The sequence below is a fragment of the Mycobacterium sp. TY814 genome (genome assembly GCF_030755175.1).
Classification (GTDB): domain Bacteria; phylum Actinomycetota; class Actinomycetes; order Mycobacteriales; family Mycobacteriaceae; genus Mycobacterium.
Window position 1 is genome coordinate 3,005,645 of sequence record NZ_JAUFRY010000001.1, and the last position, 22,746, is coordinate 3,028,390.

A 22,746-nucleotide genomic window follows, 5' to 3' on the forward strand; every position below is an offset into this window, starting at 1 on the left:
ATCGTTGACGTGTGACGTTCGAATTGTGATACTAATCGGCGTGGCCGCTCCGACGAAATCGTTGGTCGCCGACGATATCGAGATCGTCCGGCGCGTGCTGGCCCATATCGACGCCGGCACCACCGACGAAGGACAGGCGTGGCGCGAGCCGGTCGAAAACTATGTAGATCCACGGCGATTCGCGGACGAGGTCCGGATGTTGCGGAGCATGCCGAGCGTCTTCGTGCCGTCCGCGGCCATCCCCAACCCGGGCGACCACGTCGAGCGAACTGCCTTCGGGGTGCCATTGTTCGCGGTGCGCGGACGCGATCGGAGGGCGCGGGTGTTCCGCAACGCGTGCCGACACCGAGGTTTCGCTCTGGTGGAAGGTCCGGGCTGCGCCCATGCCCTGGTATGCCGCTACCACGGCTGGACATACCGGCTCGACGGGTCGCTCGCTCACGTTCCGCACCAGCAGGCGTTTCCCGACCTCGACCTGGCGGGCCGGGGGTTGGTCGAGGTCGGCAGCCATGAGGTCGACGGGCTCGTTGTCATCGGTGCGCTCGATCCCGCCTCTGCCATTCACGACGAAGCGCTGGCATGGCTCACCGACGGAACTGCGTGGCGCGAGAAGCTGTTGCCCGCGCAGCGGCTCGTGTACGTCGACAGCACGCTCCGGCCGATGAACTGGAAGGTCCTGGTCGAGCAGTTTCTGGAGGGCTACCACATCCGGTCGACCCACAAGGAGACCTTCTTCCCGCTGCAGTACGACAACCTCAACGTGGTCGAGATGTTCGGTCCGAACTCGCGGCTCACGTTCCCGTATCGCAACATCGAGCGACTGCGCGATCGTCCGGAGAACACGTGGACGACGGACGCGCGGGTGACCTACCTGTATCAGCTCTTCCCGAACGTCATGCTGGCGACGTTCCCGGATCTGATGCTGATGATCGTGGTCGACCCGGTCGACCTCGGACACAGCACCGTCACCATTTACTCGATGGCCCGGCCGGAGCCGGATGAACGGGCGAATGTCACTGCTGGGCAGTACAACCCGGCAGCGGCGGGCACGTTAATCGCGCGTGGAGCGGTGGAAGACAACGAGATGTCAGAGGGCGTCCAGCGCGGCTTGAGCTCTGGCGCAAACGCTTTCGTCGAATTCGGGCGGCACGAAAGTGCTGCCGGACATTTTCACGCCGTGCTCGACGAACGCCTGGCGCGGCACACCGGCGCCGCTACGGCGTCTTGAGGAAGACGTCGTTGAACGTGACCGTGCGCAGGTTCCGGGCGCGGATGATGTCCACCAACTGCGGGTAGACGTGCGTGACGGGCAGGTGGTTGAGGTGCCCGATCACGATGGACTGCGGCGTGAAGTACTGGTCGGCCATCTTCACGATGTATTCCTCGGTGATCAACGTCGAATCCGACAGCGACCCCGACCACAGGACCGGCACGCTGTATCCGAGGTCGGCCGCCACGGCGTCGACGTCCGCGTTGTGCTTGGCATACGGTGGGCGCCAATAAGGTTTGGCGCCAACGCCGTACGTCTTCTTCAGGAACTCGTCGTTGCGCATGAGCTGCTTGGCGATCTCACCCTTGGACAGGGTGGTCAAGTCCGGATGCGACCAGGTGTGGTTGCCCAGCTCGATCTGTCCGGACTCGACCAGCGGGCGAAGCAGCGCCAGGTTGTCGGTCCAGGAGTCGTAGGTTCCGTTGACGAAGTACGTCAACCGAATGCCCGTGTCCTTCGCGAACTGCGTGTAAGCGCGGACCACCTCGCTGTTCGTCCCGTCGTCGACGGTGAGGGCCAGCAGGTCACCACTGCCGGGAAGCTGACTCAGCACACCCCCGCCGGGCAGTCGCACGCGCGCGCTGGGCGGTGGGGGCGGCAGGAGGCCCGCGACGGTCGGACCGGCGGGCGGGGCGTCCGCGGCGGCGGCGGGCGCCTGGGCGAAGGTCCGCGGCTGGGGGTCGACCATGCACCGGGCCAGACCCACACCGGCGACGGTGGAGACAGCGAGGGACCCTAGGAAACGGCGGCGGCTCAGTTCTGACATTCTGCAATCGATCTCCGGGTGCGCCAGCAGCCCCGCACGCCCTGATCAGGGCTGCGGAAGAGGTTCACCAGCGACGACACCACAGCAGCGAACCGTACCATGACCAGCGCGGATATACTCTGCGCAGCGCCGTGGCGGCGGCCAACTGTTGTGCTGATCACAACTCAGCAGTAGCCGATCCCGATGTCGACCGAGATCTGGGTGCCGGTCACGAACCTGGACTGGTCGGAGGCCAGCCAGGCGGCGGCATCGGAGATGTCCTCCGGCTGCGCGATGCCCTGGGGCAACAGCGGCTTGTGCATGTCGCGCAGCTGCGGGTTGGTGTCGGCCGCCGACTGCATGGCCTCGCGCATCCGGCCGGTCCCCATCGGGGTGGCGACCGCACCCGGGTTCAGGCTGTTGACGCGAATGTTGTGCCGGCCGAGCTCCGCGGCGAACCCGCGTGCCATGCCGACGACGGCGTGTTTGCTGGCGGTGTAGTGGATCATGAACGACTGCATCCTGATTCCGGCGGCCGAGCCGATCAGGATGATCGACCCGCCGCGACCGCCGTCGATGATGTGCTGAGCACCGGCCATCACGGTGTTCCACGTGCCGATGACGTTCGTGTCGATGGTGTCGCGGAACGCCTGGGCGGTGATCTGATCCCAGGCCGCCGGATTGCAGATGCCGGCGTTGGCGACGATGACGTCGAGCCGGCCGAGTTCGCTGACGCCGCGGTCGACGGCCAGCTTGAGCGAGTCCAGATCGCGCACGTCGACCGCGGCTGCGACGGCTCGCCGGCCATTCGCCTGGACGAGCCGGGCGGTCTCGGCGAGGTCGTCGGGCGTCGGTGAATCGTAGGGAACGCTGGACGGCAGCGGCCCGGCGAGATCGAGTGCGATGACGTCGGCGCCATCAGCGCTGAGCCGCACCGCATGCGCCCGGCCCTGGCCTCGCGCCGCGCCGGTGATCAGTGCAACGCGTCCGTTCAGTGGCCTGCTCATGAGTCCTTACCTTTCTTGCAGGGTGTTCGTTGCCGTCGGCCGTAGGCTTCGAATCGCCCAGGGGCAGCGGGTATGGCTTTCATGTGGTCGCCATCGTTGATGGCCGAAGGAGATTGGCCGCCTGTTGTCCCGCGACGACTCGACCGCTAATTGAGAGATGCGATTTGATCGCTGTGTAAGGACGTGACGGCGTGGTCGTCTGCTGGGTTGGTCGGACCGATAGCGAGCAGGGAGGTGGTTGTGGCACAACCGTTGTGGGCTGGGGTTGATGGTGGGAAATCGGACCACTATTGCGTGGTCATCGATGCCGACGGGAAGCGGCTGCTGTCGCGGCGGGTGGCCAATGACGAATCCGCGCTGCTGGATCTGATCGGCGCGGTCCAGACGCTGGCTGATGGTGGTGAGCTGACCTGGGCGATCGATTTGAATGCCGGTGGGGCGGCATTGCTGATCACCTTGCTGATCGCCGCCGAGCAACGGCTGCTCTATATTCCGGGGCGCACCGTGCACCATGCCTCGGGCGGTTACCGCGGGGAAGGGAAAACCGACGCTAAAGACGCCGCCGTGATCGCCGATCAGGCGCGGATGCGCCGCGACCTGCAACCGCTGCGAGCCGGGGACGACATCGCTGTGGACTTGCGGATCCTCACGGCCAGGCGCACCGATTTGGTGGCCGATCGCACCCGGGCGCTCAACCGGTTGCGCGCCCAGCTGCTCGAATATTTCCCTGCCCTCGAGCGTGCCTTCGACTACAGCGCCAGCAAGGCCGCGCTGACCCTGCTCACTGGGTATCAAACACCCGACGGGCTGCGTCGCGCCGGTGCCGCCCGGCTCGCGCTCTGGCTGCGTAAGCGCAAGGCCCGCAACGCCGATGCCATTGCCGCTGCCGCTATGGAGGCGGCTAACGCCCAACGCACCGTCGTACCCGGACAGCAAGTGGCCGCGGCCTTGGTGGCCCGGCTGGCCGAGGAGGTGATGGCCCTCGACACCGAAATCGGCGACACCGAAGCGATGATCGAGGAGCGATTTCGCCGCCACCGCCACGCCGAAATCATCCTGAGTTTGCCCGGCTTCGGCGTCACCCTTGGTGCCGAGTTCCTGGCCGCCACCGGCGGGGACATGAGCGCTTTTGCTAACCCCGACCGCCTGGCCGGCGTCGCGGGGCTGGCCCCAGTCCCGCGCGACTCCGGACGCATCAGCGGCAACCTCAAACGCCCCCGCCGCTACAACCGACGTCTGCTGCGGGCCTGCTACCTGGCTGCCCACATCGCCATCCGCACCGACCCGGCATCGCGGACTTACTACAACCGCAAACGCGCCGAGGGAAAACGCCACACCCAAGCCGTGCTTGCCCTTGCCCGACGACGCCTCAACGTCCTGTGGGCAATGCTGCGCGACCACAAGCCATATCAACCCACCGCACCTAGCGCTGCGGCGGCTTGACAACTTCATTGAGAATCTCCTTGCGTCGTCGACGTGCCTTCCTGGCCCGACGATAGGCTGGCAGCATGAGCGTCATCGTTGTCGACAGGGGACCCCGACGGGTCAGTCGCAGGGTCGAGGTCGCCGCGCCGGCGGCAGAGCTGTTCGCGATGGCCGCCGATCCGCGGCGGCACAGCGAACTGGACGGGTCGGGCACAGTCCTGGCCAACGTCAAGGCCCCGGCCCAGTTGACCGAAGGCGCGAAATTCTCGACGAACATGAAGATGTTCGGCCTGCCCTACCGCATCACCAGCACGGTGACCGCCTTCAAGCCCGACGAGTTGATCGAGTGGCGGCACCCACTGGGCCACCGGTGGCGATGGGAATTCGAAGCGGTCTCGCCCACCCTCACCCGGGTGACCGAGACGTTCGACTACCACGATGCCGGCGCGCTCAAGAAGAAGCTCAAGTACTACGAGCGGCTGGGCTTCGCCAAGGCGAACGCGGCCGGTATCGAGGCGACGCTGAGCAAACTGCACGACCGCTACGAAAAGCCGTAGGTCAGGCCGCTGGGTCCGCGGCGTCCCACGGCACCACTCCGGACACCCAGTGTGAGAGCTGTTCGACCTCGTCGTTGCGGTGCAGGTGCCGGGGTGGAGTGGCGAAGGTCGAGTACGGGCGGCAACGGATGACCACCCGATTCTCCCGGTCGCACATCGCCTCGATCGACGGGCGTGCCTCGGCGCCCAGCGACTGGCCCGACATCCGTCCGGCGACGGCCATCATGACGTCGACCGCCAGATTGCGGTCCTCGTCCAGCGTCGCATCCGTGTACACCTGCAAATAGGTGAAAGGCCAGCGCTCGTCCAGCACGCACAGGCTCACCTTGTTGTCGCGGCCGATGATCCGGGCCTTGCCGCGACCGGCCATCGTGGAAACCAGCAGCTCGCCGTCGTCGGTGGGGATGTAGTAGACGATCGACATCGCCGGGCCGTCGTTGCGCCGCCGGTACCCGAACACCGCCGTGCGGTGGGTCCGGACAAATTCGCGCCGCTCTGACGGAAGCATGTCGCGGTCGGTCGGAGCGGTGAACGGCTCCGCTGCAAGGGGGAGAAACATGGCGAAGCGTCCTTTACGGGAGGGGCGTTGACCCGCGGTTTATTTATGGATACAGTGTGTCCATAAATACTGACGCTGTCAACAGCCGGTCCCGCGGGCGCCCCGCACTGCCGCTGGATCGCATCGTCGGCGCCGCCCTCGAGCTCGTCGACGAGGAGGGCGCCGAGGCGCTGTCCATGCGGTCGCTGGCGCAGCGTCTGGGCTCGGGCACCGCGACGCTCTACCGACACTTCGCCAATCGGGCTGAACTGGTGGCCATGGTGGTCGACCGGATGCTCGGCGAGGTCGTGGTTTCGGACGTGCGGCCATGGGACGAAGCGTGTATCAGTTTCGCGCACAGCATGTTTGAGGCCCTCGGCCGACACGGCAACGCCGCGCCGTTACTGATCGGGCAGGTGCCGATGGGGCCGAACGCCATGGCGCATCGGGAGTTCGTGCTCAGGGTGCTCCGGGACGCCGGGTTCCCCGCGGAGTCGGCTGCGCGCACCTACGCCACGTTGTCCCGCTTCATTCTGGGCTTCGCCATGCAATTGCCGGGGTCGGCAGCAGCCGAGCAACACGACGCGGATGCATCCGCGGCCTTTGCCCGCCTCGATCCCGACAGCTATCCGGCGACCGCTGCGGTCGCCGGATACCTGCCGGTGTCATTGGCTGACGAGTTCAGCTTCGGGCTGCGGCTCATCGTCGACGGGTTGGCCCGTCGATGATCAGTCAGTTGCCGAAGCCGGACGGGCCCGGTACCGGAGCGGGAGCACCGCCGCCCAGACGAGCGGCGGCGAAGGCCGCGCCCTGGTCGATCGCGGCCGCGTCGTCGGCGTAGGAGTTGTGAGCGGCGAAGTTCAGCCCCTGCGAGCACACCGGGTCCTCCGGGGCGCAGATCTTGAGCGTCTTGGCCTGATAGAGCGGACCGATCGCCACCTGCGGCTGACCGAGGAATTCCATGGCCCTGGTGTTGGGCGTCCCGAACAGGACCACCGACGAGACATGTTCGGCCACAGCGGGATCCAGCGGTTTGGGCACCGTCCCCGGGTCGACGCCGTCGGGCACCCTGGCGGACGTGACGAAACCCATCACGGCCGCACCCTGCGAGAAGCCGGAGAGCACCATCTTCGTCTTCGGGCAGGCGGCCGCCATCGAGTTGACGTGAGCACCAGCGTCCCTGACGCCATCGACTCCGGTCGCCCACTCCTCGCTGGCGGGGTAGTTGACCGAGTAGACGCCCATCGATTGCGTGCCGATCCGGGGCCGCAACGCGTCGACGAAAGCCTGTCCCGTGGCGCCGAGACCATCCTCGCCGGTCCCCCTGGCGTAGACCACCTCGACATCGGGGCACGGCTCGGCGGATGCGGACGGAGCGGGGAAGGCCAGGATCGAGGCACTGAAACCCGCAGCCACAGCTGCGGCGGAACCAAACAAGCGCGTGATCATGCCGCTTATTTTGCCCGCCTATGCGTTGTCCAAACCACTGCAAACGTATTATCACTGTGAATTTTCACAGTTGTCGTTTGCGTCGGTTTCCCGTGCTGTACTGCGGGGCCCGCCTCATACGTGAGGCAGCACCTCGTCGACCAACCGGTGCAGGCTTGCCCATCCCTCGTCGATCGGAAGGCCACCGACCAAGGGGTTCATCACGATGTCTTTGCGGCCGCCGCGGATCTGCTCGAGCAACTGGTCTGGGGTCAGGATCTCGACGTTGTGGAGTCCGCGCAATTCCTGCACTGAGGCCGCGGGGGTCTCATTGGGCCGCGGAACCCCCTGCCTGCGCCAGCCGGCGTACTCGGCAGCCTCGTTCATGATGAACTCGCCGCAGCGGGACCACGCCTCGTCCGGGTCGGGATGCAGCAAGGTGACAGTGCTGCCGTTTTCGGGGTAGTAGGCGAAACCGGTCTTACCGTGCTTGCGCAACTCGTCGGTGTACACGGTCAGCAGCTCGGGCATCGCCATCGGGGGTGAGAAGGGCAACCCGAACCGTGCCGCGCGCCGGGCCGCGGCGGTCGTCATCCCGCCGACAAAGAAGAACGGATGTGGGCGGGTGTGCGGTTTGGGAGTGACATTGATGACGGCGCCGTCGTACTCGAAGGATTCGTCGCCCCACGCCTGCAACAGCACCGAAAGGCAATGGTCCATCAGGGCGCCGCGGCGCGACCAGTCCTTTCCGGCCGCATGGTATTCCTCAGGGCGGTAACCCATTCCAGCGACGAAGCTGAACCGGCCCTGGGCCAGGTTGTCCAGCACGGCGATGTCCTCGGCGAGCCTGATCGGGTCGTAGAGCGGCACGATCAGCGCATTGATGCTGATTCGCACACGGCGCGTGCGTCCGGCCAGAGCGGCGGCGAGCAGCAGCGGGGAGGGCAGCCAACCCGTAGCGGCCAGGTGATGTTCCTCGCCGCTGATCGCGGTGAACCCACTCTCGTCGGCGAACTCGGCCATCTCCAGTGCGGCACGGTATCGATCGCCATGGCGCCCCGCCGGATCGGCGATGTTGGTCATGTTCAGCCGCAGCGCGGTGAGCAGGCCCGCCATCACTGCCCGGGTTTCGGGCTTGCGAACAATGTCCCTCTGATCATTCGCTTGGCGACGCCCAGTGTGGCGTCGTACTCCTCCGGCGAGTCGCGGGCCGCCGGTTCCGTCAGGCCGCGGGTCAGCGCACAGATGGCGTCGATGGCCGCCCGGGTGGTCGTGGCGGGGGACAGCAGGCCTTTACTGTGGGCCGTCTCGACAATCTGGGTCACGACGTCGCGCAGCGCCCTGGAGCCCGGATACTGCGGGTCACTCGGCCTCGATTGTGTGGTGCCGCCCGAGCGCACGGCGCGCAGGAAGGCGGCCAGGTGCGGATAGTCGCACAACAGCCGCTTCGACTCGTCCAGCACCGCATCGAGCTGGTCGGCGACATCGCCCGCGGCCCGCACGGCGTCGCGCAGGCGGGGCAGGACAATTTTCTCGATCTCCTCGCTGGTCGCCTTGAGGAGTTCCGACTTGTTCGGGAAGTAGTGGTAGAGACTGCCGCTGGTCATGTCGGCGGCCCGGGCGATCTCGCGGATGGTCGTTTGCGAGTACCCGACCTCCGCCACGCACCGCATTGCCGCGGTAATGATCCTGCGCCGGGTCTGCCCGCCGTCGGCGCCGACCGGGCGGCCGAGTTGAGGTGCCGACGAAGGCAGGGGTGAGGAAACAGTCACGCCGCATTGCCCCCGTCAGGAATCACTCGCGCCCGCCCAATCGCAGGATCGGTCGAATATATTCGACCACGTCGAACCCGGTCCCACCTCTCCCGGTGGACAGCTACACGAGTAAGGACACGGCCCACCATGGCGCGAACGCAGCTGGGCCGCCCCATCGGGGCAAGCGGCGAGGAGACGCGGCGCAGGATCATCGTCGCGACGATGCGGTGCGTGGCGCAGGTCGGGTACGCGCGGGCCACGATTCGCGAGATCGCCCGGATGTCCGAGGTCACCAGCGCGAGCCTCTACAACTACTTTCCGAACAAGGCGGAGCTGCTCAAGGCGACGATCGAGGTCAGAGCCGAGGCGGCCATCCCGCGGCTGCGCACGGCGGCGAACGGCCCCGGCACCGCCGTCGATCGCATCGAGGCCGTCCTCGATGAATGCGGCGCCTTGATGCGAGAGTTCCCGGACCTGGCGGCCTTCGAGTGGGCGATCCGGGCGGAGCACCTCGTCGATGCCGGAGCGCAGGAACGGTTCGAGACGTTCCGCGAGATCATCGGCGGACTGGTGGCGCAGGCGCACCGAAACGGCGAGCTCGGTGCTCACTGCGAACCACGCGCCACCGAGGAAGCGATCTATGCACTCATCTACGGGCTGACCGAGCTGGCCGCCACGCTTCCGCCCGAGGAATACCACGCGGCGCTGGACGCGGCCAAAGTCATGGTCAGGGGGGAGCTGTTCGCCCCGGGAGGCTAGCATCTCCTTGATGCGATCAAGCGATCGATTATCAAGGCGGGCTCACCGAGAGTGAGGTCGAGGGTTTGACCGGGACCGTGGGGCGCACGTTCGACGTCGAAGCGCTGCGCCAGAAGTACGCGCAGGAGCGCGGCCGGCGGCTGCGTCCCGACGGAATCGCGCAGTATGTGGAGATCGCGGGCGAGTTCGCCCGCTTCGCCGAAGACCCGTGGGCCGACAAAAATTTCACCCGTGCGCCGCTTGCCGACGACGTGGACGTGGCGATCGTCGGGGCCGGATTCGGCGGATTGCTGACCGGCGTGCGGCTGCGCCAGCTGGGGGTCGAAAGCATCCGGTTGATCGATCGCGCGGCTGACGTCGGTGGCACCTGGTACTGGAACCGTTATCCGGGAATCGCCTGTGACGTCGAGTCCTATGTGTACATCCCGCTGCTGGAAGAGCTGGGCTACATTCCCGAGCAGAAGTATGCGAAGGGTTCGGAGATCTTCGCGCACTGCCGCCGTATCGCTGAGCATTACGATCTGTACCGCAACGCCTGCCTGCAGACAGATGTTCGCGAAATCCGTTGGGAGGAGTCTACTTCCCGCTGGATCATCACAACAAACCACGGCGACGAGATGCGGGCGAAGTTCGTCTCGATGGCCAACGGATACCAGGCCAAACCCAAGCTGCCCGGCATCCCGGGCATCAAGGCGTTCCGCGGCCACACGTTTCACACCAGCCGCTGGGACTACGGGTATACCGGCCGGAACCTGGAGAATCTGTCGGACAAGCGGGTCGGCATCATCGGGACCGGAGCCACCGCGGTGCAGTGCGTGCCGCACCTCGGGGCGGCGGCGCAGCGGCTCTACGTGTTCCAGCGCACCCCGTCCTCGGTCGACATCCGCGCCAACGGTCCGACGGATCCGCTGTGGGCCGAGTCCTTGAAGCCGGGGTGGCAGCGCGAACGGATCGACAATTTCCAGATACTCACCTCAGGCGGACAAGCGGAGAAGGACCTGGTCGCCGATGCCTGGACGAGTATCACCCGCAAGCTCCCGGTGATGCGCCACGACACCGATGCGACCGTCAGCCCCGAGCAACGCACCCGGGACATCGAGCTGGCGGACTTCGCCAAGATGGAGGAGATCCGGGCGCGCGTCGACGAGATTGTGGTGGATCGCGCGACGGCCGAGGCCCTCAAGCCCTGGTACGGGTATTTCTGCAAGCGGCCCTGCTTCCACGACGAGTACCTGCAGACCTTCAACCGCGACAACGTGACGCTGGTGGACACGCACGGGCGCGGCGTGGAGGAGATCACCGAGGCAGGCGTAGTCGTCGACGGAGTGACCTACGAGCTCGACTGCCTGATCTTCGCCACGGGTTTCGAGGTCGGCACCGATTACTGCCGCCGTACCGGATTCGACCTGATCGGCCGGGACGGCGTGACCTTGACCGAGCGCTGGAGCGACGGGGTGCGCACCTTTCAAGGCTTGTGCGCCAACGGATTTCCCAACTGCTTCATCGAGAGCATCGCCCAGGCCGGCCTGACGGTGAATTTTCCCTATCTGCTGGACATCCAGGCCACCCACGCCGCATGGATCATCGCCTGGGCGCTGGAACACGGCGTGGCCGAGGTCGAGGCTTCGGCGGCGGCCGAGGCCGCCTGGGTGGAGACGGTGGTGCAGCGTTCCGCGGCCACCGCCGAGCGGGCCAAGACCTGTACGCCCGGCTACTACAACCGCGAAGGAAAGGCGGACGCCAAAACCCGCCAGGGCAGCTTCTTCTTCGGCGGTCCGACCGAATACGCCGACCTGCTGGCGGCCTGGCGGGACGGCGGTGACCTGGCCGGTTTCGACGTGCGTCCCGCCCGGGACATTCCGTGAGATATGCACTCGGCCGGGTAAGGGCGGCCACCCGTCGCCGGCCGTCGCCCAAGGTGGCGATCATCGGCGCGGGGTTCGGCGGCCTGGGTGCCGCGGTTGCGCTGCGCCGTGCCGGCATCGACGACCTGGTGATCATCGAAGCCGACACGGGTGTGGGCGGAACGTGGCGGCGCAACACCTATCCGGGCGCCGCGTGCGACATCCAGAGTCACCTCTATTCGTTTTCGTTCGCGCCCAACAAATCCTGGAGCCGTACCTACGCCCGGCAGCCCGAGATACTGGCTTACCTGGAATCGGTGGTCGACGACTTCGACCTCGGTCGTCACCTGATGCTCGGCACCAGGCTCCGCTCGGCCGGTTGGGACGACGATGCCGGACGGTGGCATCTGCAGCTGGATCGCCAGGGAAGTGCCCGGGAGCTGGTCGTCGACGTGGTCGTCTGCGCCGCCGGGCTTTTCGGATCCGTACGGCTGCCCGATATCACCGGCCTGGCCGATTTCGCCGGCACCCTCATGCACACCGCGCAGTGGGATCACGACGTCGATCTGACGGGCAAACGAGTCGCGGTGATCGGCACCGGGGCCAGCGGCGTGCAGGTGGTTCCCGAGCTCGCCAAGATCGCCGGACACCTCACGGTATTTCAGCGCACACCGCCCTGGATGGTGCCCAAGGAGGACCGGCCCTACAGCGCAACCGAATTGGCGCAGTTCCGGCGCAACCCGCTGGCAACACGCCGAAAGCGTTGGCAGATATGGAAATTCCAGCACGATAACACCGCGACAATGGCCGACGACCCGATCGTCGCCGCCCGGTCGCAGTTCGCGACGTCCTTCCTGGAACGGACGGTGCCGGACGAGCGCCTGCGCCGTGCTCTGACGCCGGACTATCCGTTCCGCTGCAAACGCGTGCTGCTGGGGGACGACTTCTATCGGGCGCTGCAACGGGACAATGTCACTCTCGTGACCGATCCCATCGAGCGGATGACCGGCACCGCGGTGGTCACCGCGTCGGGCACCACGGTCGAGGTCGATGCCGTGGTGCTGGCCACCGGCTTCGAGACGTCGCACTATCTGTCCGGCATCGAGGTGGTGGGCGCGCGGGGAGAGAGCCTGCACGAGCGCTGGGGTGCCGACCCGACCGCCTACCTGGGTGTCGCGGTGCCGGGGTTTCCCAACTTCTTCATGCTCTACGGGCCCAACACCAACCAGGGCGGAAACTCGATTGTCTACATCCTCGAGGCTGGCGCCCGGTTGGTGGCCAGCGCGGCGACCCGGATCGCCCGTCGCGGGGGATATCTCGACGTGCGACCGGAGGCGGAGAAGCGGTACAACGACCAACTCTCGGTGGACCTGGAACGCTCGATCTGGACGCAGTGCGACAGCTACTTCCGTTCGCCCACGGGACGCGTGGTGACTCAGTGGCCGTACACCGAGTTGGAGTACGCCCGCCGGACCTGGCGCGTGCGGCCCGGCGATTGGGTGCACGCCGGGACGGCGTCGTAGCAGATTGCCGCTCGGGAAGGGCAGTTAAGGGCTTTAAACTATCAAGTGATTGATTCTTGCCGAAAACGCTCCTGCTCCCCGTGGCCGGTGCATACGATCACGTGATTGATTAGCCCGGTCTGGAAGGTCGTCGATGTCATACCTGCTGGCAGTACCCGAGTTGTTGTCGTCGGCAGTGACAGAGTTGGCCGGCATCGGCTCGACGCTGACCGCCGCCAACGCTGCGGCCGCCCTGCCCACGTCCGCCATCGTTGCTGCGGCCGAAGATGAGGTATCGGCGGCCATCGCTGCGTTGTTCGGCGGCCACGCCCGCGAGTATCAGGCCCTCAACGCTCAGGTCGAGGCGTTTCACCAGCAGTTTGTCCGTCTCCTGACGGCCGGTGCGGGCTCGTACGCCGCGGCCGAGGTAGCCAACGTCGACCCGCTCGAACAAGCGCTCAACCTGATCAACGCGCCCGCGCGGACGCTCACCGGCCGCCCGCTGATCGGGAACGGCGCCGACGGTGTGGCCGGCACCGGCCAGAACGGTGGTGCCGGCGGATTGCTGTACGGCAACGGCGGCAGGGGCGGGTCCGGGGCGACCGGCCAGGCGGGCGGCAACGGCGGCAGCGCCGGCCTGATCGGCAACGGCGCCGCGGGCGGCCAGGGTGGCGCCGGGATCGATGCCACCAGACCCGCGCCCGCGGGCGGCCGAGGCGGCAGCGGCGGGCTGCTGGCGGGCAATGGCGGTGCCGGCGGGATGGGTGGCGCCGGAGCGATCGGTGGCGCCGGGGGGGCCGGCGGAAACGCTGGATTGGTGGGCGACGGCGGCAACGGTGGCGTCGGCGGATCCGGCCAGACACCCGGGGCGGGCGGCGCCGGTGGCTCGGGCGGGCAACTCGCCGGCCGGGACGGCGCGCAGGGTGCGACCGGGACGAAGGTCAGCGACCCCAATGGCCCGGGCAATCCCGGCAATCCCGGCAACCCGGGTGATCCAAGCAATCCGGGCAATCCGACCAATCCCGGCAATCCGGGTGATCCAAGCAACCCGGGCAATCCGACCGATCCCGGCAACCCGACAAACCCGGGTAACCCGTCCAACCCATCCGGCCAGAACGCCGTGGACGCAGCCCGTGACGGCAACATCAGCTCCGCCAACGGCGGGACGATCACCGACGGCAACCTCAAGGAGATCTCCGGCGTCGACGCCGGAATCAACAACCCGAATGTCTACTGGGTCCACAACGATTCCGGGGACACCGCACGCATCTTCGCGGTCGACGCCAAGACGGGTCAGACCCTGGCCACCTACAGGCTCAACGGCGCCAGCGCCAGCGACTGGGAGGACATCGAGGTTGCCAAGGGCCCGGACGGCAAGTCGTACATCTACGTCGGGGACATCGGCGACAACGGTCTGTCTCGCAGCAACGTGACCGTCTACCGGGTGCCCGAGCCGATCGTCACCGGTACCGCGGCCAGTCCCACCAGCGGCAGCCTGTCCGGCGTTGAACAGCTTCGGTTGCAGTATCCGGGTGGCGAGAAGATCAACTCCGAGGCGCTGGCGGTCGATCCGAACACCCACAACCTCGTGGTCATCGAGAAGACGAGCGGCAGCGTTTCCCGGGTGTTCTCCACCCCGGACAGCGGATGGACCAGCGCCGGCAGTAGCAGCACCCCCACGCAGTGGAATCAGGTTGCGACGCTTGACATGTCACAGTCCGGGTCGAAGCTGATCACCGGCGCCGACTTCTCGGCGGACGGTTCGCAACTTGCGGTGCGCACCTATCGCGACGTCCTGCTGTGGGACCGGGCGCCGGGCAGCACTGCGTGGTCGCCGTTCAGCCAGCAACCGGTCGACGGGCCGGTGGTGAGTGAAACGCAGGGCGAGGCAATCGCCTTCCACGCCGACGGTCAGGGTTACGTCACGGTCAGCGAGGGTGTCAGCCAGACCCTGCACGAGTACACCGTTCGCTGATGCTGGTGTAAGCAAGCGTGATGGACGCTTCGCTGCTCACCAGGACAAGAGGACACGGTCAGTTGGCGGCCCGCCGCCTCGGTGACGTCGTGTGGGCAATCGTTCAGGCAGCGGGCGCCGCCGGCCTGGCGTGGTACATCGCCCATGATCTGCTCGGTCATTCCGACCCGTTCTTCGCGCCGATCACCGCAGCGGTGACGCTGTCGGCCAGCAACGTGTTCCACGCGCAGCGGGTGCTCCAGAACATCAGTGGCGTCGCCCTGGGAATCAGCCTGGGGGCCGCCGTGCAGATGCTGCTGGGCAGCGAATGGATTGCGATGTCCGGTGCAGTCTTCATCGCGTTGAGCGTTGCGGTGTTGATCGGCCACGGATTCCTGGGCGAGGGACTGACATTCGCCAATCAGACCGCCGGGTCGGCCATTCTGGTGATGGCGATCACCGGCGGTGACCGCCTCTTCGAACGACTGCAGGAAGCCATGATCGGTGGCGGCCTGGCTCTGGTGTTGAGTCTGGTGCTGTTCCCGGCGGATCCCGCCTCCGTGCTGGACGACGCGCGTGCCGGGGTGTTTAAGGCTCTGAAAGATGTGCTCACGCAACCGGATCGATTGCTGCCGGCCGCCGACCAGGTGCACGAACGGCTGGACGACCTGATCGAAGCCCGTTATCACGCCCGGCTGTTGGCACGGTTTGCGCCGCTGCGCTGGAAGACACGCTCGATGGTCGCGCGCGCGGACCGGCAGGCCGCCCAGATGACGCTGCTCGCGGGCTCGGTGCTGCACTTCGCCCGCGTTATGGCGCCGGGTGTGGGTGACCTGCCCGCACCGGTGCGTGCGGCGACCGGTGAGCTCGTGGCAGCACTCGCCGAGGCGGAACACGACGGCGATGCCGCGACCACCCACACGGCGGCCGTGTGCGAATGCGCATCGTCGGTGGACGCTTCCGACACCGCGGGCTCCTCGTTGGCCCACGCCCTGAAGACGTGCGCCGAGGACCTGCAGCGGGTAGTCGATCTACGGGCGTGATGTCAGGGTGTTCCGGCCTTCAGTGCGGCGACGACTCCGCCGTCGACCAGCAGGTCGGTACCGGTGATGAAGGTGGCGTCGGGGCCGAGCAGAAATGCGGCCGCCGCGGCGATGTCGTCGGGGGTGCCGATGCGCCCGGTGCCGGACATGGCGATCATGGCCCGCATGCCGTCGCCGACGGGCGAGGCGAGTTCCTGCTGGCCCATCGGGGTGGAGATGATGCCGGGGCTGATCGAGTTGATCCGGGCTCCCCGGCGGCCCCAGTCGGCGCTCGCGGCGCGGACGCGAAGGTGGTTGGCCTGCTTGGCGATTGGGTAGGCAAAGTTTGGCTCGGTGACCTTGGCGATGAAGTCGAGCGAGAGCAGTTCCCCGGGAGGATTGTGTGACAGCGCCTTTTCCTGTTCGGGGGACAGCGGCGGGAACAGGTGGCCCGCCATGCTGGCGATAACGACACCCGCACCGCCCGGTGCGATGACGTCACCGAACTCCTGAAGTATCAGTGCGACGCCGAGCAGGTCGACCGCCAGGATCGCCTGGGCCGAGGCTTGGGCCGGGGAAAGTCCGGCGGTGTGGGCGAGTTGGGCCACGTTGCCCAGTGATCCGGCGAACTGGGCAAGCGCGTGTACCGACTCGGGTGACGAGACGTCGACCTGCTGACTCTCGACGTCGTAGCCGTCCGCGGACAAGGATTCCGCCACCGAGGTCAGCACCTGCTCGTTGTTGTCGGCCAGCAGCACCGTCTTCGACGAACCCAGCCGCCGGGCAATGGCCTGGCCCATACCGCCGACCCCCACCACGGCGAGGATTTCTCGATACACGGTCACGTCATCCCCTCTGCCCAGGCGATATGCCCGTCGAATCTCAGTGATCTCGCCATCTGGAGGTGGCGATCCCGGTAGTCGCGGCAAGCCGCGTCGTCGCCTTTGGCACGCGCCAGCATTGCCCGCAGGCGCAGTAACCAGATTCGGTTGATGACGAATCCCGGCTCGGTCGGTACGGCAGCCAGGCGCTCGATGGCCGCCTCAGCTTCTTGGATGTCGGCGGGCATCCCTCTGCCCAGCAAAGCCTCTACCAGAGCAGCGACCGGAGCGGCGCGAGTGAGCACTCCGCCGGAGGCGTGCTCCGACTCCACGGTGGCGCGAGCAGATTCGATTGCGTCGTCGAGATCACCGACACGGATCTTGTCACGGGCAATATGAGTGTCGATGAACCCGATGATCGCCATCGTGAAGCGCTCCTGCACGGCTGCTTCGCGGGCCGCTGCAAGCAGCGCGATGCCCTCCGCGCGCGGTTGACCGCCTTGCGTCAGCAGAGTCAGGCCGCGCACGTATCGAGCGCAGGCGAGGGTGAAGTCGTCGCCGGATCGTTCCGCCATTTCCAGGACGACGGTTGCTTCATTCAGGTCTTCGGTGTTCGGCAGCCACGTTTCGTTGACTGCGAGTGAGTATTTGAAGACCATCACCAGGGCACGCAAGGTGAGGTCGAAGGCTCGGACCATGACGGCGGACCGATCTACATCGACCCGCCATCCCGGATCGCCGAGACAACATCGCGCACATCCTCGCAACATCATCGCGCCGGCCAGCGGGGAACTGAGTATCAGATTGCCCATGGCGGGGTCACCGTCTGCCAAGTCAATTGCGCGCTGCGATAAGCGCAAGGATTCAGCCGCATCATCACACTGCATTTTGGCGACGGATGCCGAGTAAAGCAGGCCGACGGTCAGGGGTGGATCGTTAATCTGCTCCAGCAGGTCGACGAGTTCGGAAGCCCAGTGCGAAGCTTGCTGATAGAGGGCGTGCACGGTCAGCGTCGAGATCCAACCAGCCATGCCCATGGCCAGCGAAACCTTGTCGCCGGCGGCGCTGGCGAGCTCGCGCAGTTCGTCGAAGCCGGTGTCGGCCATGCTGCCTCCGGCCATCCAGGCGCTGGCACACAACAGGGTTCGCGGAGCAATTCGCATCGAGGAGCGTCGCTGATCAGCGGTCGGCAATCGATCGGCGACGTCGCGTGCGCGCTGCCAGCTGGCTCGTGCTGCGGCGAGATCACGGTGCGTCAGCCAGGTCCCGGCACGCATGTGCCAGTCGAACGCCGCGTGGAGATCGCCTGCAGCAGTGAGATGTTCGGCGATCAGGGGGGCGTTTTCGTCCGGTGAGCCGAGCCGCTGGATTGTGGCTGCCAGTTTTCGATGTTGTTCAGCGCGGTCGGCTCGCAGTTGTGACTCGTAGGCGACCGCGCGAATCAGCGGATGCCGGAACGCATATTCTGCTCGCGGCGCGAAGCCGACTTGATCGATCAGCTCTGCCATGACCAACTCGTGCACCACCGGATCGATTCCCAGCGCGATGACCAACTCGGTGGTGAAATGCGAACCGATCACCGCCGCGGCGCTCAGTGTGCGTTTGGCAGACGGGCTCAGGCGGTCGACACGTGCCGCGATCACCGCCTGCAACGTTGCGGGCACACTGATGTCGGCGATCTCAGCCGCGAGTCGATACCTTCCCTGTGTCCCGCAGATCTTCCCCCGTTCAGCCAGATCACGTACCAGCTCCTCGGCGAAAAACGGGTTTCCCGAAGCACGTTCGACGATGACCGCGACAAGTGGCTGCACCGAGGTGTCCGTCCCGAGTAGCGCGCCGATCAACGCAGCGGTTTGCGTGGCGCTCAGCGGACGCAGCGCAATCGTCTGCATGCCCGGGACTCTGGTAAGGGCGCCGTGGTACTCAGGGCGATAGGTGATCAGGACTATCGAGGGGGTCTGCGGGATCACCGCCAGGTAGTCGGCCAGCATCGACTCGCTGACCTCATCGATCCAGTGTGCGTCTTCGATCACGAACAGCGCGGGATCCTTCCGAGCCAGCAGTCCCGCATTGATGAGCGCGGTCAGCCGGCGCCGGCGGGCGTCGGCCTCGATCTGAGGCGGGTCGGCATCCGGGTCCTGGACACCCAGCAGATCGTCCAGCAGGAGTAAGTCTTCGGGGTCAGCACCGGCGAAGCGGACGCGGATCTGCGCGCGGGCATCCGGATCAAGCAATCCGTCGATTCCCAGCGCAGCGCGCAACAGGCCTGTCACTGCGTGGAAAGGGATATCGCTGGTGTGGGATTCGCAGTACGTGGTGAACACATCCGCACCGCGGGCGGCCGTCAGTGCCGCTGTTTCGCGGGCGATGCGGCTCTTGCCGATGCCCGGCGGTCCCAACACGCCGATGATGCATCCGGCGCCATCCACCGCTTCGTCGAGGATCCCGCTGATCGTGTTCAGTTCCCAATTGCGCCCGACCAGTTGTGGTTCGCTGATCCGGCGGTGCCCGTTCGTCGTCGCGATCAGCCGGCGTGCGGGCACGGGACGGATCGCGCCCTTGACAGAGACCAACTCTGCTGGCGCGAGGGTGGTCACGTCTTCGACCAGCCGGGCCGTTGATTCGCTGAGCATGACCCCACCCGGCGGTGCCACCGATTCCATCCGCTGGGCCATCCCGACCTGCTCGCCGATCGCGGTGTAACCCAAAGCGGCGGAACCAACTTCACCGGCGATCACCTGGCCGGAATTCAGCCCAACCCGCAGCTGCAGCTGTACGTCATCGCGCTCAGCCACCTCAACGGCCAGGCGCCGTGCCTGCTCCTGGATCCCCAGCCCCGCCAGGCACGCCCGAAAAGCGTGATCTTCCAGAGCAACCGGGGCACCGAAAACCGCCATGATGCCGTCGCCGGTGAACTTGTCCACCATGCCGCCGAACCGTTGCACCACTCCTGCCGCGGCCGTCACAACGTCGGTCATGATCTCGCGCAGCCGCTCGGGGCCCACCGCGGCGGCGATATCCATCGAATGGACGACGTCAGCGAAAAGCACCGTCACTTGCTTGTATTCGGCAGACGGAGCCGGCGCCGAAACCGGTGATCCGCACTCGTCGCAGAACTTCGCGGCAGCGCGCAACCCCGTACCGCACGCCACGCAAGCGCTCGCCGCATTCATGCCTGCACCGCCGATCCGGTTCCGAAGCCAATCGAAGAATAGGACGACGGCCGCTACGTTGGATGCAATGTCGGACCAAACGCCGTGGAATATCAACATCCACTACGACGCGCTCGTCGACCGGCTGGTCCCCGCCGGGGCGCAACAGGTGCTGGACGTCGGGTGCGGTGACGGCTTCCTGGCCGCGCGATTGGCCGAGCGGATTCCCCGGGTGGTCGCCCTCGACATCGACAAGCCGGTACTGCAGCGGGCGAACACCCGGTTCCCGGATGCGCCGGTCGAGTGGACCCACGGTGACGTGATGACCGCCGAGTTGCCCGACTTCGATGCTGTGGTCTCCAACGCCGCGCTGCACCACATCGACGACACGCGCGGCGCTCTGACGCGGTTATCGCAACTGGTGCGCCCGGGCGGGACCCTGGGAATCGTGACGTTCGTCAAACCGTCCGTGCGCGAGGTGTTTTGGCATGTGTCTTCGTGGACCGCCTGCGGCGTCGTCAACCGGGTCCGGGACAAGTGGGAACATAGCGCACCGATCAAATGGCCCCCGCCGGACAACTTCGCCCAGCTGCGGGCCCACGTGCATGCGGTGCTTCCCGGCGCCCAGATCCGCCGATTGCTCTACGGACGTGTGCTGATCAGCTGGCGTGCCACCTAATCGACCGTACTCACTCGCACCGTGGTGAAGCGCCGGCGTGCGATATGCCATCCGTCGGGCGTGCGCACGATCTCGTCGTCGTAGAAGCCGATCCCGTTGACGCCGGTCTTATTGTCGGCGGCCATGCGGTTTCGTGTTCGTTCATTGCCGCGGCGCCGACGGCTAGTGCGATGCCTCGCTGAGTGCGCCGATGGCCGCCTGCAGCTTGGCAGCAGCCTGGTCCGCAACTTCCTGAAGACCCGGCTGGTCCACGACGCGCACCATGAGCTGGGGGTCCATCGCCTCGACGAGCACGCCGCCGTCATCGGCCGCGCGCAGCACCACGTTGCACGGGAGTAGCTGGCCGATGTGGCGATCCACGTTCAGCGCCCGGTGCGCAAGCTGCGGGTTGCAGGCACCGAGGATCACGTAGTCCTCCATGTCCTCACCGAGCTTCTGCTTCAACGTTGCCTTGACGTCGATCTTGGTCAGGACACCGAAGCCCTGTCCGGCAAGGGCCTGCGTGGTCTGTTCGACGGCGTCGCTGAACGAGGTGTGCAGCGTGGCGGTCAAACCGGCGGTTCCTAATGTCATGGCTGATCCCTTTCTTTCTGTCCGGCCTTCTTGTCACGCCAAGGCCAGGAAGAGCTTTTCCAGCTCCGCTTCGCTCAGCGGCGGCGCATCGCCGTGCTGGGTGCCGTTGATGCAGTCACGCAGCCCGGTGGCGACGATCTTGAATCCGGCCCGGTCGAGCGCCTTCGACACCGCGGCGAGTTGAGTCACGACGTCTTTGCAGTTTCGGCCCTGCTCGATCATCGCGATCACGCCGCCGAGTTGCCCCTGCGCACGGCGCAACCGGTTGAGCACCGCCGCCATCGTGTCGTCATCAGAGTTCATCGAGTGCCTTCCTATCTCTCCCTGCTCATACTATACCAATACCCCTACCGGTATCAGTACACTGGCGGTCATGGATGAACAGCACCGTCACCACGACGTTCTGAATGATCTCAACCCACAGCACCGTGCGCTTCGCCAGATGATCCCCGGCGTGTACGCCGGCTTCGGCGAGATGAGCAAAGCTGCCATGGCATCTGGGGCACTGGACGCCAAGTACAAGGAACTCATCGCGCTGGCGATCGGGGTGGTGCACGGATGTGACGGCTGCATCGCCTCTCACGCTAAAGCGGCGGTCCGCGCCGGAGCCTCCAAGGAGGAGGCCGCGGAAGCGGTCGGGGTGAGCATCATGATGCACGGTGGGCCGGCCACCATTTACGGCGCCCGCGCCTACGCCGCCTTCTGCGAGTTCGCCGACGCCGGATCCGGAACATAGTCTCGACGCATGGAACTGCGGCAGCTGCGCTATTTCGTGGCGGTTGCCGAGGAGCTGCACTTCGGAAGGGCGGCACAGCGCCTGCATATCTCCGGGCCGGCTCTGTCGCAGCAGATCATCGCCCTGGAACGAGATCTGGGCGCTGAACTCTTCGTCCGCGATCGCCGAACCGTTCGGCTGAGCCAGAGCGGCCGCGCGTTGCTGCCTGACGCGCGCCGCATCCTGGCGCTGTCCGATGACGTGAAGAGCAGGGTGCGCAAGACTGCCGAGACCGCCGCGCCGGTGCGGCTCGGCTACGTGAGTTGGCTACCCGACGATGCCCTGTCCGGCGAATTTTCGGTGCGAATCGACGAGTGGGTGCTGCCCTCGCATGTGCAGGCCGACCGGGTGGCCGAGGGCACCCTCGACATGGCTCTGACCTGGGTCACCTCCCGGCAGGCCACTGAGCGCGGGCTGACGGCGCATCTACTGCGCGCGGAGCCGCTGGGCGCGGTGCTTCCCGGTGTCGCATCGACCGAACCCGTTGATGCACAACAGCTCCGGGTGCTGGTCGATGCCGACGAGTCGGCCTGGCGGTCATGGAATCTCTTCGCGCGCGAATTCGCGGGTGACACCGGTGCGCGGGTCGTCGGCATCGACGACGGCGGCATCACCGGGGACGCGTTCTATACCCACGTTCGGCGACTCGGCGCTGCCGTGCTCGCCTCGCCCAAGCGCCACACCGCGGTGCCGCCACCGAGTTTGGGACATCGGCGGGTGGCCAATCCTGTGCCGGTGTGGACGTGGTCGCTCGTGCACCGGGACGACGACGAACGCGTCAGCGTGCAACGGCTGGTCAGTGCACTGCTGAACGTCGCAGGCGGTCACGGTTGGCCCGCGCCGCCCGCCGGCCGGTGGTGGATCCCGTCCGACGACCCGCACCGCGGCGCTCTGACCGCGGCGGCTGAACTGCGATAGGAAGTTCCGCCGAACACAGGTAA

22 protein-coding genes and 1 pseudogene are annotated in these 22,746 nt (G+C 66.5%); 12 read left to right on the plus strand and 11 right to left on the minus strand.

The features are described from left to right. Window positions 1–25: 25 nt before the first annotated feature. The gene (locus tag QXH22_RS13375; RefSeq protein WP_306275858.1) at window positions 26–1,228 is read left to right on the plus strand and encodes an SRPBCC family protein; all 1,203 of its coding nucleotides are present in this window, start codon (window positions 26–28) and stop codon (window positions 1,226–1,228) included. Here the strand turns inward: QXH22_RS13375 and QXH22_RS13380 are convergent. Both QXH22_RS13380 and QXH22_RS13385 read right to left on the minus strand, forming a co-directional pair. After that, complete coding sequence (locus QXH22_RS13380; RefSeq protein ID WP_306276034.1) at window positions 1,215–2,027, minus strand: polysaccharide deacetylase family protein; 813 nt, start codon at window positions 2,025–2,027, stop codon at window positions 1,215–1,217. The two genes, QXH22_RS13375 and QXH22_RS13380, sit on opposite strands and share 14 nt — an antisense overlap. Before the next feature lie 173 nt (window positions 2,028–2,200). After that, window positions 2,201–3,022, minus strand: a complete 822-nt coding sequence (locus QXH22_RS13385) for a mycofactocin-coupled SDR family oxidoreductase (protein ID WP_306275859.1) — start codon at window positions 3,020–3,022, stop codon at window positions 2,201–2,203. Window positions 3,023–3,256: 234 nt separating this feature from the next. Between QXH22_RS13385 and QXH22_RS13390 the strand changes: the two genes are divergently transcribed. Together QXH22_RS13390 and QXH22_RS13395 are read left to right on the plus strand one after the other, a co-directional pair. Beyond that, the gene (locus QXH22_RS13390; protein WP_371934179.1) at window positions 3,257–4,465 is read left to right on the plus strand and encodes an IS110 family transposase; all 1,209 of its coding nucleotides are present in this window, start codon (window positions 3,257–3,259) and stop codon (window positions 4,463–4,465) included. Window positions 4,466–4,530: 65 nt separating this feature from the next. Continuing rightward, entirely contained in the window at window positions 4,531–5,004 is a 474-nt protein-coding gene (locus QXH22_RS13395) for an SRPBCC family protein (RefSeq protein WP_306275860.1), read from the plus strand. 1 nt (window position 5,005) lies between these two features. Here the strand turns inward: QXH22_RS13395 and QXH22_RS13400 are convergent, their stop codons facing one another. Continuing rightward, entirely contained in the window at window positions 5,006–5,563 is a 558-nt protein-coding gene (locus tag QXH22_RS13400) for a pyridoxamine 5'-phosphate oxidase family protein (protein ID WP_306243537.1), read from the minus strand. A gap of 113 nt (window positions 5,564–5,676) precedes the next feature. On the opposite strand from QXH22_RS13400, the gene QXH22_RS13405 reads away from it, so the two are divergent. Continuing rightward, window positions 5,677–6,270 carry a TetR/AcrR family transcriptional regulator gene (locus QXH22_RS13405; RefSeq protein WP_306244520.1) on the plus strand — a complete coding sequence of 198 codons (594 nt, stop codon included), beginning with the start codon at window positions 5,677–5,679 and terminating at the stop codon, window positions 6,268–6,270. A 4-nt stretch (window positions 6,271–6,274) separates the two neighbouring features. Here the strand turns inward: QXH22_RS13405 and QXH22_RS13410 are convergent, their stop codons facing one another. The 3 genes from QXH22_RS13410 to QXH22_RS13420 form a co-directional block, all read right to left on the minus strand. Continuing rightward, a complete protein-coding gene (locus QXH22_RS13410; protein ID WP_306243536.1) occupies window positions 6,275–6,991 on the minus strand; it encodes a cutinase family protein in 717 nt (238 codons plus the stop codon). A gap of 114 nt (window positions 6,992–7,105) precedes the next feature. Then, entirely contained in the window at window positions 7,106–8,086 is a 981-nt protein-coding gene (locus tag QXH22_RS13415; protein ID WP_306275861.1) for an LLM class flavin-dependent oxidoreductase, read from the minus strand. Next, window positions 8,086–8,742, minus strand: a complete 657-nt coding sequence (locus QXH22_RS13420) for a TetR/AcrR family transcriptional regulator (RefSeq protein WP_306275862.1) — start codon at window positions 8,740–8,742, stop codon at window positions 8,086–8,088. Before QXH22_RS13420 ends, QXH22_RS13415 begins: the two co-directional genes overlap by 1 nt. 129 nt (window positions 8,743–8,871) lie before the next feature. Between QXH22_RS13420 and QXH22_RS13425 the strand changes: the two genes are divergently transcribed. The 5 genes from QXH22_RS13425 to QXH22_RS13445 all read left to right on the plus strand — a co-directional run bounded on the left by QXH22_RS13425 (window position 8,872) and on the right by QXH22_RS13445 (window position 15,826). Continuing rightward, entirely contained in the window at window positions 8,872–9,483 is a 612-nt protein-coding gene (locus QXH22_RS13425) for a TetR/AcrR family transcriptional regulator (RefSeq protein WP_306275863.1), read from the plus strand. Between the two features lie 65 nt (window positions 9,484–9,548). Further along, the gene (locus QXH22_RS13430; protein WP_306243528.1) at window positions 9,549–11,348 is read left to right on the plus strand and encodes an NAD(P)/FAD-dependent oxidoreductase; all 1,800 of its coding nucleotides are present in this window, start codon (window positions 9,549–9,551) and stop codon (window positions 11,346–11,348) included. Then, window positions 11,345–12,850, plus strand: a complete 1,506-nt coding sequence (locus QXH22_RS13435) for an NAD(P)/FAD-dependent oxidoreductase (protein WP_306275865.1) — start codon at window positions 11,345–11,347, stop codon at window positions 12,848–12,850. Before QXH22_RS13430 ends, QXH22_RS13435 begins: the two co-directional genes overlap by 4 nt. A gap of 133 nt (window positions 12,851–12,983) precedes the next feature. After that, window positions 12,984–14,804 (plus strand): PE family protein, encoded by a 1,821-nt coding sequence (locus tag QXH22_RS13440; protein ID WP_306275866.1) that lies wholly within the window; start codon window positions 12,984–12,986, stop codon window positions 14,802–14,804. A gap of 20 nt (window positions 14,805–14,824) precedes the next feature. Beyond that, window positions 14,825–15,826 (plus strand): aromatic acid exporter family protein, encoded by a 1,002-nt coding sequence (locus QXH22_RS13445; protein WP_306275867.1) that lies wholly within the window; start codon window positions 14,825–14,827, stop codon window positions 15,824–15,826. Window positions 15,827–15,828: 2 nt separating this feature from the next. On the opposite strand, the gene QXH22_RS13450 is transcribed toward QXH22_RS13445, so the two are convergent. Then, the gene (locus QXH22_RS13450) at window positions 15,829–16,644 is read right to left on the minus strand and encodes an SDR family oxidoreductase (RefSeq protein WP_306244518.1); all 816 of its coding nucleotides are present in this window, start codon (window positions 16,642–16,644) and stop codon (window positions 15,829–15,831) included. 2 nt (window positions 16,645–16,646) lie between these two features. Next, complete coding sequence (locus QXH22_RS13455; RefSeq protein ID WP_306275868.1) at window positions 16,647–19,799, minus strand: adenylate/guanylate cyclase domain-containing protein; 3,153 nt, start codon at window positions 19,797–19,799, stop codon at window positions 16,647–16,649. A 67-nt stretch (window positions 19,800–19,866) separates the two neighbouring features. Between QXH22_RS13455 and QXH22_RS13460 the strand changes: the two genes are divergently transcribed. Continuing rightward, window positions 19,867–20,457: a class I SAM-dependent methyltransferase gene (locus tag QXH22_RS13460; protein WP_306275870.1), complete on the plus strand. Its 591-nt coding sequence runs from the start codon at window positions 19,867–19,869 to the stop codon at window positions 20,455–20,457. Here QXH22_RS13460 and QXH22_RS13465 read toward each other — a convergent pair. From QXH22_RS13465 to QXH22_RS13475, 3 genes and pseudogenes are all read right to left on the minus strand, one after another. Next, window positions 20,454–20,582 (minus strand): annotated as a pseudogene (locus tag QXH22_RS13465) (nuclear transport factor 2 family protein); the annotation flags it as partial. The gene QXH22_RS13460 and the pseudogene QXH22_RS13465 overlap by 4 nt on opposite strands. A gap of 37 nt (window positions 20,583–20,619) precedes the next feature. Next, window positions 20,620–21,030 (minus strand): DUF302 domain-containing protein, encoded by a 411-nt coding sequence (locus QXH22_RS13470; protein ID WP_306243516.1) that lies wholly within the window; start codon window positions 21,028–21,030, stop codon window positions 20,620–20,622. 33 nt (window positions 21,031–21,063) lie between these two features. Then, on the minus strand, window positions 21,064–21,333 hold the full coding sequence (locus tag QXH22_RS13475; protein WP_306275871.1) for a metal-sensitive transcriptional regulator: 270 nt from the start codon (window positions 21,331–21,333) through the stop codon (window positions 21,064–21,066). 70 nt (window positions 21,334–21,403) lie between these two features. Between QXH22_RS13475 and QXH22_RS13480 the strand changes: the two genes are divergently transcribed. Both QXH22_RS13480 and QXH22_RS13485 read left to right on the plus strand, forming a co-directional pair. Beyond that, complete coding sequence (locus QXH22_RS13480; protein ID WP_306243512.1) at window positions 21,404–21,766, plus strand: carboxymuconolactone decarboxylase family protein; 363 nt, start codon at window positions 21,404–21,406, stop codon at window positions 21,764–21,766. Between the two features lie 9 nt (window positions 21,767–21,775). Next, window positions 21,776–22,723 (plus strand): LysR family transcriptional regulator, encoded by a 948-nt coding sequence (locus QXH22_RS13485; RefSeq protein ID WP_306275872.1) that lies wholly within the window; start codon window positions 21,776–21,778, stop codon window positions 22,721–22,723. Window positions 22,724–22,746: the final 23 nt, after the last annotated feature.

Bases quoted from the DNA above. Each gene is read 5' to 3' on its own strand.
- QXH22_RS13385 (WP_306275859.1), bottom strand. From the start codon at position 3,022: ATGAGCAGGCCACTGAACGGACGCGTTGCACTGATCACCGGCGCGGCG.
- QXH22_RS13395 (WP_306275860.1), top strand. From the start codon at position 4,531: ATGAGCGTCATCGTTGTCGACAGGGGACCCCGACGGGTCAGTCGCAGG.
- QXH22_RS13400 (WP_306243537.1), bottom strand. From the start codon at position 5,563: ATGTTTCTCCCCCTTGCAGCGGAGCCGTTCACCGCTCCGACCGACCGC.
- QXH22_RS13410 (WP_306243536.1), bottom strand. From the start codon at position 6,991: ATGATCACGCGCTTGTTTGGTTCCGCCGCAGCTGTGGCTGCGGGTTTC.
- QXH22_RS13415 (WP_306275861.1), bottom strand. From the start codon at position 8,086: ATGGCGGGCCTGCTCACCGCGCTGCGGCTGAACATGACCAACATCGCC.
- QXH22_RS13425 (WP_306275863.1), top strand. From the start codon at position 8,872: ATGGCGCGAACGCAGCTGGGCCGCCCCATCGGGGCAAGCGGCGAGGAG.
- QXH22_RS13440 (WP_306275866.1), top strand. From the start codon at position 12,984: ATGTCATACCTGCTGGCAGTACCCGAGTTGTTGTCGTCGGCAGTGACA.
- QXH22_RS13445 (WP_306275867.1), top strand. From the start codon at position 14,825: ATGGACGCTTCGCTGCTCACCAGGACAAGAGGACACGGTCAGTTGGCG.
- QXH22_RS13455 (WP_306275868.1), bottom strand. From the start codon at position 19,799: ATGAATGCGGCGAGCGCTTGCGTGGCGTGCGGTACGGGGTTGCGCGCT.
- QXH22_RS13460 (WP_306275870.1), top strand. From the start codon at position 19,867: ATGTCGGACCAAACGCCGTGGAATATCAACATCCACTACGACGCGCTC.
- QXH22_RS13470 (WP_306243516.1), bottom strand. From the start codon at position 21,030: ATGACATTAGGAACCGCCGGTTTGACCGCCACGCTGCACACCTCGTTC.
- QXH22_RS13475 (WP_306275871.1), bottom strand. From the start codon at position 21,333: ATGAACTCTGATGACGACACGATGGCGGCGGTGCTCAACCGGTTGCGC.
- QXH22_RS13480 (WP_306243512.1), top strand. From the start codon at position 21,404: ATGGATGAACAGCACCGTCACCACGACGTTCTGAATGATCTCAACCCA.
- QXH22_RS13485 (WP_306275872.1), top strand. From the start codon at position 21,776: ATGGAACTGCGGCAGCTGCGCTATTTCGTGGCGGTTGCCGAGGAGCTG.